The 12,363-nt window shown below is 60.7% G+C and carries 12 protein-coding genes; 7 read left to right on the top strand and 5 right to left on the bottom strand.

What is annotated here, in order from left to right; all coding sequences use genetic code 11:
- On the top strand, nt 1-214 hold a 214-nt coding region (locus VIL80_RS06995), incomplete at its 5' end, for a hypothetical protein (RefSeq protein ID WP_332035403.1).
- 171 nt (nt 215-385) lie between these two features.
- On the opposite strand, the gene tyrS is transcribed toward VIL80_RS06995, so the two are convergent.
- Nucleotides 386-1,696, bottom strand: a complete 1,311-nt coding sequence (gene tyrS / locus VIL80_RS06990) for a tyrosine--tRNA ligase (protein ID WP_332035402.1) — start codon at nt 1,694-1,696, stop codon at nt 386-388.
- Nucleotides 1,697-2,012: 316 nt separating this feature from the next.
- Between tyrS and VIL80_RS06985 the strand changes: the two genes are divergently transcribed.
- Nucleotides 2,013-3,395, top strand: a complete 1,383-nt coding sequence (locus tag VIL80_RS06985; RefSeq protein WP_332035401.1) for a peptidoglycan DD-metalloendopeptidase family protein — start codon at nt 2,013-2,015, stop codon at nt 3,393-3,395.
- Nucleotides 3,396-4,508: an anhydro-N-acetylmuramic acid kinase gene (locus VIL80_RS06980; RefSeq protein ID WP_332035400.1), complete on the top strand. Its 1,113-nt coding sequence runs from the start codon at nt 3,396-3,398 to the stop codon at nt 4,506-4,508.
- Between the two features lie 104 nt (nt 4,509-4,612).
- On the opposite strand, the gene erpA is transcribed toward VIL80_RS06980, so the two are convergent.
- The 4 genes from erpA to argC form a co-directional block, all read right to left on the bottom strand.
- Nucleotides 4,613-4,966: an iron-sulfur cluster insertion protein ErpA gene (gene erpA, locus VIL80_RS06975; RefSeq protein WP_318955356.1), complete on the bottom strand. Its 354-nt coding sequence runs from the start codon at nt 4,964-4,966 to the stop codon at nt 4,613-4,615.
- Between the two features lie 148 nt (nt 4,967-5,114).
- On the bottom strand, nt 5,115-5,525 hold the full coding sequence (locus VIL80_RS06970) for a bactofilin family protein (RefSeq protein WP_318955357.1): 411 nt from the start codon (nt 5,523-5,525) through the stop codon (nt 5,115-5,117).
- Nucleotides 5,526-5,628: 103 nt separating this feature from the next.
- Nucleotides 5,629-6,372, bottom strand: coding sequence for a DUF6776 family protein (locus VIL80_RS06965; RefSeq protein ID WP_332035399.1), 744 nt, complete (start codon nt 6,370-6,372; stop codon nt 5,629-5,631).
- 59 nt (nt 6,373-6,431) lie between these two features.
- Complete coding sequence (gene argC, locus VIL80_RS06960; protein ID WP_332035398.1) at nt 6,432-7,487, bottom strand: N-acetyl-gamma-glutamyl-phosphate reductase; 1,056 nt, start codon at nt 7,485-7,487, stop codon at nt 6,432-6,434.
- Nucleotides 7,488-7,622: 135 nt separating this feature from the next.
- Here argC and VIL80_RS06955 point away from each other — a divergent pair, with 135 nt between their 5' ends.
- From VIL80_RS06955 to hemL, 4 genes are all read left to right on the top strand, one after another.
- Nucleotides 7,623-9,440 (top strand): chloride channel protein, encoded by a 1,818-nt coding sequence (locus VIL80_RS06955; protein WP_332035397.1) that lies wholly within the window; start codon nt 7,623-7,625, stop codon nt 9,438-9,440.
- Nucleotides 9,441-9,515: 75 nt separating this feature from the next.
- Complete coding sequence (hemJ, locus tag VIL80_RS06950) at nt 9,516-9,938, top strand: protoporphyrinogen oxidase HemJ (RefSeq protein WP_332035396.1); 423 nt, start codon at nt 9,516-9,518, stop codon at nt 9,936-9,938.
- Nucleotides 9,939-10,080: 142 nt separating this feature from the next.
- Nucleotides 10,081-10,872: a bifunctional hydroxymethylpyrimidine kinase/phosphomethylpyrimidine kinase gene (gene thiD, locus VIL80_RS06945; protein ID WP_332035395.1), complete on the top strand. Its 792-nt coding sequence runs from the start codon at nt 10,081-10,083 to the stop codon at nt 10,870-10,872.
- 146 nt (nt 10,873-11,018) lie between these two features.
- The gene (gene hemL / locus VIL80_RS06940) at nt 11,019-12,302 is read left to right on the top strand and encodes a glutamate-1-semialdehyde 2,1-aminomutase (protein WP_332035394.1); all 1,284 of its coding nucleotides are present in this window, start codon (nt 11,019-11,021) and stop codon (nt 12,300-12,302) included.
- The last annotated feature ends 61 nt before the right edge of the window (nt 12,303-12,363 follow it).

Genomic DNA, 12,363 nt, shown 5'->3' with positions numbered 1-12,363 from the left:
TCGAATTTTTAAACAACTCAGCGTGACGCTCGGTCATCACTGGGGACGCGTATTCTACACATCCAATCTGCTGAAGCAAGTGCTTTTTCGCAGACTTTTTCCGCTTCGAAACCCTTACAAATCAAGGTCTTTCGAAGCGCTAACCACCTCTCGGCGATCTCGAGAAGGGCGCGCATTATATCGAGCCATTCTCACTTGGCAAGCTGTTTTTTGACTTTCGTTCACCAGGGGAAACCCCTTGAAAATCAACAACCTATCTTGCCGATCTCGCCACCTCTGCAGCGGCGAGGGCGCGAACTATACGAATCCACCCTCCGCCCTGCAAGCACTTTTATGACAAAACTGTAAAAAAGAATTTTCAAACTCAGATTAGAACAAAAAACGATCAGACGGCACGATAAAAGAGGTGATATTTCTTCTTGCCCAAGCGGACGACAAAGAAGCGACCGTGCAGCGCCTTGCCTGCCGCAAACACCTCCGCAGGAGCACCATTGCTATCCATGCCGACGCCTTCTCCATTCACCAGAACCGCATTGCGGCCAAGTGCATCCTTTACCTGCTTTCCGGATGGGGCCATACCGGCGTCCACGAGCAGCTGAATCAGACTTTGCTCCTCAGCAAATTCAGCGGGCAGCTCGGAGCTGGGCAGACCGTCCAAGCGCAGCTGTTCGAGATCGCTCTCTGAAAGCTCTTCAATACTCCCGGAGAAGAGAGCCTGGGAAATCCGTTCGGCAGCAAGCAACCCTTCTTCACCGTGTACCAGACGGGTAACTTCTTTTGCCAGAATGCCCTGGGCTTCCGGACGCCCCTGCCTCTCCGCATCCGCCTTTTCGATTTCCTCGATGGCATCCACGCTGAGGAAGGTGAAGTAGCGCAGGAATTTATACACGTCCGCATCGGCCGTATTCAGCCAGAACTGATAGAAGGCATAAGGGGACGTGCGCTGCGGGTCGAGCCAGATGGTGCCGCTTTCGGTCTTGCCGAATTTGGTGCCATCCGCCTTGGTCACCAAAGGCAGGGTGAGGCCAAACACCTTACCGCGATGCTGACGGCGGGTGAGATCCACGCCACCGGTGATATTGCCCCACTGGTCGGAGCCACCAATCTGCAAGGTGCATTGGTGACGCTTGTACAGCTCGGAGAAGTCCATGGACTGCAGCAGGATGTAGGCGAACTCGGTAAAGGAGATCCCCTCACCTTCCCGCTGGATCCGCTGCTTGACGGACTCTTTGTTCACCATATTGTTGACGGAGAAGTGCTTACCGACGTCCCGCAGGAAGTCCAACACGTTAAGATCCTGCGTCCAGTCCAGGTTGTTGACCACCAGTGCACTGTTGTCGCCGCTGTCGAAGTCGACAAACGCGCTCACCTGGCGCTTGATTTTCTCCACCCAACTGGACACCACTTCCGGGGTATTCAGCGAGCGCTCCTGCGCTTTGAAGGAAGGGTCGCCAATTAGGCCGGTTGCGCCGCCAACCAGTGCGATCGGCTTATGACCTGCCGCCTGAAACCTCTTGAGCGTCAACAGGGGGACTAGACTCCCTATGTGCAGGGAATCCGCAGTGGGATCAAAACCGCAATAGAGGGTGCGACTCTCCTCAGCGAGATGCTGTTCCAGTTCGCCGTCACCGGTGGCCTGATTGACCAGCCCGCGGCGTGTGAGATCTTCCAGCAGTGTCGCGTCCACTCCGGCCATTGTGTCCCCTTGCGGTAAGTTCGTATGTACTCAAAGCCCCGGCAAACGGTGCCGGCGGCGAAAAATTGGGCTGCAAATGTACCGAATCCTGCGGCAAATACAAGCGCAGCCGGGCTCTGGAGAGCAATCACCACTCGCCGACACTGGTGATTAAAAACACCAGCGAGACAGAGGAACCGAATCATGGAAAGACAGGTCAATTACCCCGTGAACCGCGGCGGGAATTTTGTTATAAAGCCTCCTTTGTGTTCGTTTTTTAGGCATTACCGCCGGGACCAGATAACAATGACCGACAGCGCTACCAACGTATAAAGCCATGCAAAATCACCGCAAAAATCCACGCCTGCTGGGCGCCCTGGGCAAAAACTTCCCGCGAACCCATGCGCTGGCCGCCGGTGCCGCGAGCTTCGCACTGGCGTTGGCCCTGTTCATCTCTCCTCCGGAAGTCGAGGCCAAGCGCACCGCGCTGGAGGTCTCCCTCAGCCTGCCGGAAGAGGTGACCATTGCACCTGCGCCAGCCGCGCCGCAGAGCAGTGCGCCACAAAGCGTGATGGAGGGGCTGCGCATCGTGCAGGAAACCGTACGCAATGGAGACACCCTTTCCGACCTGTTCCAACGTGCGGGCCTCAGCAATGCGGAGATGTACCAGCTCCTGTCCAGTGGCAAGGAGGCCAAGCAACTGGCCAAGTTGGTGCCCGGTGAGGAAGTCACGTTTCAGATCGACGGCAACGGCAGCCTGCAAAGTCTCGAGCTGCACCGCGACCGCCTGAGCAAGGTTGAATTCAGTCGCGACAGCTCCGACCAATACAAATACGCGCTGCACCAGCGCGAGGCCGAGCGCTATACCGCGTTCCGGCAGGGAGACATCGAGAGCTCCCTGTTCGTCGACGGCAGCAAGGCGGGTCTCAGCAACAACCTGATCATGGAAATGGCCGACATCTTCGGCTCGGATATCGACTTCGCACTGGACATCCGCAAGGGCGACAGCTTCAGCGTCGTGTTTGATGAGGAGTTCCTCGATGGCGAGAAGATCGGCAACGGGTCCATCCAGGCAGTGACCTTCACCAACCAGGGCAAGACCTTCAGCGCGGTGCGCTACACCGACAGTAACGGCGATACCAATTACTACACTCCGGAAGGCAAGAGCATGCGCAAGGCCTTCATCCGCACCCCGGTGGATATCGGTCGTATCAGCTCACACTTTAACCCGCGCCGTCTGCACCCTATCTTCAAAACCACCCGCCCGCACAACGGCACGGATTACGCCGCCCCTACGGGAACCCCGGTATATTCGGCCGGTGACGGCAAGGTCATCAAATCCGGCTACAGCAAGTCCAACGGTAACTATGTCTTCGTGCAGCACGGGGAGCGCTACGTCACCCGCTATCTGCACCTGCACAAGCGCAGCGTAAAACAGGGCCAGCGGGTCAAACAGCGCCAGGCCATTGGCACAGTGGGCTCCACCGGCTACGCGACCGGCCCGCACCTGCACTACGAGTTCCTGGTAGACGGCCATCATCGCAATCCGGCCACCATTGTGCGCCAGCTGCCGAAGGCAAAGGCCATAGCTTCGTCAGAAATGGCCCGCTTCCAGGCCCAGACCCAGCCGCTGATGGCGCAGCTCGAGCGTTATGAGCAGCCGGCACTGGCCAAAAACGAAGACAGCGAGAACAAAGACAAGAAGGACTCCGTAAACTGAATGACGGATCTCTATATCGGTCTGATGTCCGGCACCAGCATCGACTCCATCGATGCGGTGCTGGTGGAGTTTTCCGAAACTGAAGGCACCTTGCAGTGCCAGACTCGCGCTGCACTCGGGCACCCCATCACCACGGAGATGCGCGAGGCAATCCTCGCGCTGTGCGCCCCCGGACCCTCGGAACTGGACAGAGCCGGGCAGCTGGACCGCTTGCTGGGTCAGGAATTTGCCGCCGCCGCGCTCGCGGTACTGCGGGAAGCGGGAATAAAACCCGCCGCTATTACCGCCATCGGCAGCCACGGCCAGACCGTGCGCCATCGCCCTCCGGGCAGCGTATCCACGCCCTTCTCCCTGCAACTTGGCGACCCCAATACCATTGCCGCATTGACCGGTATTACCACCGTGGCCGATTTCCGCCGCCGGGATATGGCGCTCGGAGGTCAGGGGGCGCCGCTGATGCCCGCTTTCCACAACGCGGTGTTCCGCACAGATCGGGACCGGGCGGTGGTGAATATCGGCGGCATGTCAAACATCACCGAACTCGCCGCCGATGGAGCGGTGCGCGGTTATGACACCGGTCCCGGCAATGCCCTGCTGGATTACTGGGTCAAACTGCACCGGGGGCAACCCTATGATGCCGATGGCGCTTGGGCGGCCAGCGGCAGCGTGCACCCGGAGCTGCTCAACCGCTTGCTGGCTGATCCCTTTTTTGCCGCACCGGCGCCGAAAAGTACCGGCCGCGAGGCGTTCAACCCAAATTGGCTGGAGCTGGCCTGCGCCGGTTTGGAACTGGCCCCTGCCGATGTCCAGGCCACCCTGGCGGAAGTTACCGCGGCCTCCATCGTCAACGGGGTACACGAATTCGCCAGCGGGGGGGAATTGCTGGTGTGCGGCGGCGGTGCCCGCAACCGGGATCTGATGAATCGTCTACGCCGGCGGCTACCCACTTGGTCTGTGGCGGCCACAGATCAATACGGCATCGACGCTGACTGGGTGGAAGGTGCTGGTTTTGCCTGGCTGGCGCGCCAGACCATGATGGGACTCAGTGGTAATTGCCCGGCGGTCACCGGTGCGAAAAGGGAAACCATACTCGGGGGAATATTTCCCGCCTGAGACCGGTCTTCGCAGTCACGCAGTAGCGAATTTAGATAAGTGCGGAAATAAGACTGCGCCTGGAACTGGGGTTTCCAGGCGTCTTGGAACCGACCGGGCAGATCTCAGATGGAGAAGGATGATCCGCAGCCGCAGGTAGAAGATGCGTTGGGGTTCTGTACCACAAACCGGGAACCGGACAGCCCCTCTTCATAGTCCACACTGGCACCCACCAGATATGGATAACTCATGGCATCAACCAATACCTGGATGCCATCTTTCTCGATCACGGCGTCATCTTCCGCGACCAGCTCGTCGAAGGTAAAGCCGTACTGGAAGCCGGAACAGCCGCCACCGGTCACAAATACCCGCAGCTTCAGATCCGGATTGCCCTCTTCTTCCAGCAATCCCTTGACCTTGGAAACGGCCTTTTCGGTCACCTGAACCGGGTCGGGAGAAAAGGAAACAGCTTCAGACATAGATAACTCTCGAAACAGATTCACAGCCCCAGCCACAGGCAGGGGCTGTCCACCACAGAAGATGGTGGCGCGGGCGCATTATGGGTAAAACCCAGCAAACGGGTCAAGTATTGCCAATCTTGCCGGGTTTCACCAATGGCCGCGGCAATTACTCCGCTTCGGCGCTCACTTCAGAGGAGTAGCCCAGCATACGCGGCTCACCAGCAGTGTCGACTTCCACATTGGAAACCAGGGAGCCGTTCACCTGGGCGCCCTTGACCATCTCGATCAGCTTGTAGTGCACGTTGCCTTCTACGATCGCCTTGGAAGCCAGTTCCAGGTGGCCACTGGCATGGACGTCGCCTTTCACATTGCCGTTGACCACGACATTCGGAACCCGGATCTCACCCTCGATAATGCCGCCGTCGACGATCTGCAGGCGTGCTTCGCTATCGCTGTGGGCGCAGACATTGCCGTTGACCCGACCTTCGATCACCAGATTGCCGCGGAAGTGCAGGTCACCGGTCACTTCTGTGTGACGGGCGATCAGGGTCGTGTTATTGCCACCGGTGTTTGCCATAGTTTTCTCTTTCTTTTTCAACATGATTCAACCAAAACCTCATGAATGGAGCGGAGCCTGGTAACTCCAATGACGCACACCTGCGCCTTTCGGCTTCAACAGATCAACTCTGCTGCACCAGCCAGCCGTAGCGCTGGTCAATATTGAAACCGTTGCGCTTGCTGGATTTGAGCGACAGCTCCACACCTTCCGGCACAAAGCCCTCCGGCAACTGCAGCTCTCCCTCGATATTCTGGAAATATTTGAAACGCAGGGGGATGGACTTGCTCTCCACCTGCGGCGACAGGTCCGCCAGCGCATAGCGACGCGACTCGCCAGCTACCTGACCGACCACGGTGAACTGAACCTCGCCGGTCACCACCTCGTGGCTGGCCGCGGACTGCTGTACCAGCAACTTGTATTGATAGCGGCCATCGCCAGCTTCGGAAATACTGAAGCGGCCGATGGATACGCCATCGCTGCCCTCGGACGGCGCCATGATACCGCGGTAGAAGGAGATTTCCTGGCGCAGCTCGGCGATCTGGTTTTCCTTCGCCACCAGCTCCCCGCGCACGGATTCACTGGCCTGTTCACCGATGGCGACGGACTGCTCGGCGGTGGCAGCACGCACCCGCAGGGCCTCAATCTCGGCACGCAGGCGCTCCACCTCATCCAGGGTTCTGGCGTGGGCTCGCGATTTCTCATCCAGATTCTTACTCAGCTGGTACTGTCCCGCAAAGAAAGCACCGGCACTGGTGGAGAGCACCAGCAGGGTCACCCCCAGTACAGAGAAAACGCCATGAATGATGGGCCTGTGGGGCACCACCTTCATACGATACTGTTTGCTGCCTTTAACTTTGCGCGTCATGGGTCTGGATAGTATTGCCTGCGTGTCGTGTATTTTGCTGTTGTGTGGCTGCCCCGATTCTAAGGCAGCAATGCCGGGCTCTCTAGCCCCTGGTTCTCATTTAGACCAAACATGATGTTCATATTCTGGATCGCCTGCGCAGAAGCGCCCTTGGCTAGGTTGTCGATGACCGACAAGACCACCACAGTATCCCGCCCCTGGGGTCTGACTACCGCCAACCGGCACATATTGGTACCGCGCACACTGCGGGTCTGCGGGTGGCTGCCCGCGGGCATCACATCCACGAAGGGCTCATCCCGATAGCGCTGCTCGAACAGCTGCTGCAGAGACTCCTGCGCGGATTCGGCCACCGCGGGATTTTTAAGCTTCGCATACAGAGTGGCGTGGATTCCGCGCACCATCGGCAGCAGGTGCGGCACGAAGGTCAGCGCCACCGGACCACCGGCGGCGCGACTGAGCCCCTGCTCGATTTCCGGCAAATGGCGGTGGCCTGCGGCGCCGTAGGCGCGGAAGCTGTCGTTATTCTCCGCAAACAACAGATCGGTCTTGCCCTGGCGCCCGGCGCCGCTGGCGCCGCTGGCCGCATTGGCGATCAACCCGCTGGTCTCAATCAGCCCTGCCTCCAGCAGCGGCAGGAAACCGAGCTGGATAGAGGTCGGATAACAACCGGGACACGCAATCAGTTGCGCACTGGCAATCTGCGCGCGGTTCACTTCCGGCAATCCGTACACTGCCTGCGCGGCGAGTTCCGGGCAGGCGTGCTGCTGGCCATACCATTTTTCCCAGGCGGGAATGTCCTGCAGACGGAAGTCTGCCGACAGGTCGATCACCCGCACACCCCGCGCCACCAGCTCCGGCACCTGGGCCTGCGCGACGCCGTGGGGGGTGGCGAAGAACACCACATCGCACTGGGCCAGTTCATCCACTTCCGGCGCAGTGAATTTCAGATCGTAGTGACCACGCAGGCTGGGAAACAGTTCCGCCACCGGCGTGCCGGCTTCCGCGCGGGAAGTAATCGCAGTGACCTCCACCCCGGAATGGCCGGACAACAGGCGCAACAATTCCACGCCGGTATAGCCAGTTCCACCTACGATTGCCGCTTTGATGACGCTCACTTTTGTTCCTCGCTGATCACTGTCCCTGCGGGGTCGACACCGACGCCTGTTGGCGGACGGCTGCCCCTGTATACTGAGCCGTGCACTCTACCATAAGCCGACCATTCAATAGCCAATCACCAGTAAGGATACGCCGTGCGGCGCCGCAAGCAGCCAGACTCATCCTCGCCCTTCCAGACCCAGCGATCCCGCCGCCATGCTCGCTGGCTGGAACGATTGCAGTTACAGCTGTCGTCGCAGCAGGCGCTTTCCCTGCTGGTACTGCTGGCACTGGTTATCGGCATCTGCGCGGGACTGGTGGTGATCGGATTTCGCCAGCTGAGCGAAGGCCCGGCGATCCTTTTTCTCCCGAAACTCGACGATTTTGAATCCCTGCCCAGCAGCTGGCGCTTCGGCCTGCCGGTGGCAGGTGCCCTGGTGCTGGGGTTGCTATTCCACTGGATGGCACCGTCTGGCCGCCCCACGGGCGTGGTACATGTGCTGGATCGCCTGCACAACCACCAGGGCAAGATGCCGATGAAGAATGCAGTGCTGCAGTTTTTCGGCGGCTCCCTGGCACTGTTAAGCGGCCAGTCCATCGGCCGCGAGGGGCCATCGGTACACCTGGGGGCGGCCACCGGCAGCTGGGTAGCCCACCGCCTGCGCCTGCCCCATAACTCGGTGCGTACCCTGCTTGCCTGCGGGGTGGCGGCGGCCATCGCCGCATCGTTCAATACGCCGCTGGCCGGTGTGATCTTCGCCATGGAAGTGGTCATGCTGGAGTACACCATCACCGGTTTCCTGCCGGTAATGATCGCCGCGGTCAGTGGCAGCGCCGCCACCCGCCTCGCGTTCGGACACCAGGCGGCGTTCCAGGTACCCGCCTCGCAACTGGAATCCCTCGCTGAACTGCCGATCCTGTTCGTATGTGCGCTGGTGATCGGCGCGCTGGCGGCCCTCTTTATCATCAGCCAGAGATTTCTCGTGCCACTGCAGCAGAAACATTCACCGCTGCTGCGTTTTGCCGTCGCCGGCACCGCCACTGGAGTGCTCGCCCTGTGGATTCCGGAAATCCTCGGTACCGGTTACGACACCCTGGAACTGACAATGCTCGGTCAGCTGGGTATTGCCAGTCTGGCCGCCATCGTGCTGGCCAAACTCGTCGCCACCGCCCTCGCCACCGGCCTCGGTATTCCCGGTGGCGTGATCGGCCCCAGCCTTATTCTCGGCGCCTGTATCGGCGGCGCTGCCGGGCACCTGGCCAATTACTGGCTGGGAGCAGCCACTGCGAGCCCGGGCTTGTACGCCATGGTGGGCATGGCGGCGATGATGGCGGCACTGCTGAACGCACCGCTGGCCGCCCTGCTCGCGATTCTCGAACTCACCTACAACCCCAATGTCCTGTTCCCTGCCATGATGAGTATCGTGGTGGCGAGCCTGGTGAGCCGGCAGATGTTCGCCACCGAGGGAATTTACCAGGAGTCACTGCGGGCGCTGGGCAAGAGCGGCACCCCCAGCTGGCGCGCACAGATGCTGAGCCGGGTGGGTGTCGCCAGTGTGATGGAACGCGCGATAGCGGTGACACCGCAGCTTCTCGAGCGGGCCCAGGCGGAGCGACTGATCGAGTTGCAACCGGCATGGCTATTGGTGGGCGGCGACGACACACCGCAGGCGCTGCGCACCGCGGACCTGGCCAACTTTCTGCAGCGCCCGCCAAAAGAAGGCGAGCCGGAAGCCCTGGAGGAGAACCGGGAAGAGAAGATCGATCTGCTGCGTCTGCCGGGGGAGCGACTGCAACTGGCGCCCCTCAGCTGGCGCGCCACCCTGCTGGAAGCCCAGCAACTACTGGAACAGCGCGGCGCCGGTGCCCTGTATATCGGACGGGATTACGACCAGGGCAACCCGGGTGTACTGAACAGCGATGTGGCGGGTATTATCCTCCCGCAACATATCGAACATTATTACCGCCAGTGACGCGTACAGCGCGACACTGGTTACAAAAATCGAAAACCATTAAAAACCGGTTCCAGATCCGGGTAAGGAGCGTCCATGCTTTGGGTGAAAGCTTTCCACATCGTGTCCATGGTCTGTTGGTTTGCCGCGCTGTTCTATCTGCCGCGACTTTTCGTCTACCACGTGGACGCCACCGACGCACTCAGCAAGGACCGCTTCACCATCATGGAACGGCGCCTCTACCGCGGCATCGCCATCCCCTCAATGATCGCCACCATTGTCTTTGGCGGCTGGCTGATGAGCTTTAATCCCGCCTACTATCACTCTGCCGGCTGGCTGCAAGTGAAGCTGGGAATCGTCGTGCTGCTGATCATTTACCACCACATCTGCGGCAGCTATGTGAAGAAGTTTGCCGCCGGTACCGTGAATAAAAGCGGGCGTTTCTTCCGCGTGTTCAACGAGCTGCCGGTGCTGGCATTGATCGCCATCGTGATACTTGCGGTGGTTCGCCCCTTCTGACGAACAACCGCTGACAGCTGCTGCTGTGGCGCCACCTTGATTCACAACCCTGCAACTGGGGCGCGCGAGGCCACCTGCCAATGCCGCCCCACAGAAGTACCGGGCTAGAATTAGGAAACCCGCGAAACATTCCCGGAAGCCCATGGATACACGCCAGCCCATTGTCCTCACCGTTACCCACCACGATCCCAGCGGCAGTGCAGGTATCACCGCGGATACGGAAACCGCAGCGAGTCTCGGCTGTCACTGCGCCTCTGTGGTCACCGCCATCACCGTGGGCGATACCCGCGAGCTGGTAGGCGTGGCGCCTGTGGACGACAGCCTGCTGGTGGAGCAGGCCCGCGCGGTGCTTGAAGACATGCCGGTGGCGGCAATCAAGATCGGCTACCTGGGCTCGGTAGAAAACGTGCACGCGCTGCACAGCGTGCTGCGCGACTACCCGGACATACCGCTGGTCATCGACCCGGATGCCACCCTCGCCAATAAGGAAAGCCTGCTGGCCCCCCCCCTGTGGCGCGCCATGTGCGACCTGTTGCTGCCACTGGCCACCCTGGTAGCGCCGAACAGGCGCGAAGCGCGGGCCATGGCCGGCGAGGCGGATGTGCACGACGCCCAGGCCCAGGAGCTGCTGGAAACCGGCTGCCACTACCTGCTGCTAACCGGTGTTCCCGCCAGCGAGCAGCAGCTGGAAAACCGTCTCTATGACCTGCGCGGACTGGTGCGGGAATTCCGCTGGCAACAGCTACCGCCGGCGGCCTACGGTGTGTGCGGCACCCTGACCACCGCCATCGCCTGCCATATCGCGCACGGACTTCCGGTGCTGGAAGCGGTGAACCGGAGCCAGCAGTTCACCTGGAGCGCCATCGCCGACAGCCGCCGTCTGGGCATGGGACGACCGGTGCCGAACCGCCTGTTCTGGACCTGCAAAAACTAGAACCCGACCCGCCAAAACATCGCCGGTTACCTGTGCGATTCAACACGCCGTTTGCGACCGCGGGCAGCGGCGCGGATAATACGCGCACTTTTCGTCCCGGAACTTCCCGGCACCCATCCCAATCCCCAATCGGTTTCCGAATTTTTATGAGCAAATCCGAATCCCTCTTTGCCGAAGCCCAGAAAGTCATTCCCGGCGGCGTCAACTCGCCGGTACGCGCCTTCCGCGCGGTGGGCGGCACCCCGGTATTTATCGAACGCGCCGAGGGCGCCTACCTGTACGACGCGGATGAAAAACGCTACATCGACTACGTGCAGTCGTGGGGCCCGATGGTGCTGGGCCACGCACACCCGGACGTGATCGAAGCGGTGATCGAACAGGCCCAGTCCGGCCTGAGCTTCGGTGCCCCCACCGAACTGGAAACCGAACTTGCGGAAGAACTCTGCCGTATTTGGCCGAACATGGACCTGGTGCGCTTCGTCAACTCCGGTACCGAAGCCACCATGAGCGCCATCCGCCTGGCCCGCGGCCACACCGGCCGCGACAAGATCGTCAAATTTGAGGGCTGCTACCACGGCCATTCCGACTCCCTGCTGGTAAAGGCGGGTTCCGGCGCCCTGACCATGGGTGTGCCCTCCTCTCCCGGTGTACCGGCGTCTCTGGCAGACCACACCATCACCCTGACCTACAACGATATCGAGGGCGTGAAGCAGTGCTTCGCTGAGATCGGCGACCAGATCGCCTGCATCATCGTCGAGCCGGTGGCCGGCAACATGAACTGCATCCCGCCGGTGCCGGGCTTCCTGGAAGCCCTGCGCGAGGTATGCGACCAGTCCGGCGCGGTGCTGATTCTGGATGAGGTAATGACGGGTTTCCGTGTCAGCCTTACCGGTGCCCAGGGCTACTACGGTATCGAGGCGGATATCACCACCCTCGGCAAGGTGATCGGCGGCGGCATGCCGGTAGGTGCCTTCGGCGGCAAGCGCGAGATCATGGAAAAGATCGCCCCACTGGGGCCTGTGTACCAGGCCGGCACCCTGTCCGGTAACCCGATGGCGATGGTGGCGGGCCTCGAAACCCTGCAGCTGATCCAGCAGCCGGGCCTCTACGACGAGCTCACCGCCAAGACCGACCGACTGGTGGAAGGTGTACTGGCGGCCGCCAAAGAAGCCGGCATCCCGCTGACCGCCAACAAGGTAGGCAGCATGTTCGGTTTCTTCTTCACCGACGAGGAGCAGGTGACCAACTATCAGCAGGTGATGGCGTGCAATACCGAGCGTTTCAACCGCTTCTTCCACGGCATGCTGGATGAGGGCGTGTACCTGGCTCCGGCATCGTACGAGGCCGGATTTATGTCCGCCGCCCACAGCGACGAAGACATCGACGCCACCATTGAAGCGGCGCGTCGGGTGTTTGCGAAGCTCGCCTAATTTAATCCTGGGGGCCGAGCCCTAAAAAGCAGCCCGCTGGCAGATTGCCTTGGGCGAAGGC

Origin of the sequence: Microbulbifer sp., assembly GCF_036563125.1 — a bacterium.
Classification (GTDB): domain Bacteria; phylum Pseudomonadota; class Gammaproteobacteria; order Pseudomonadales; family Cellvibrionaceae; genus Microbulbifer.
The sequence above is the reverse complement of the archived record's forward strand: the minus strand, read 5'-3'. Positions and strand labels throughout refer to the sequence as shown.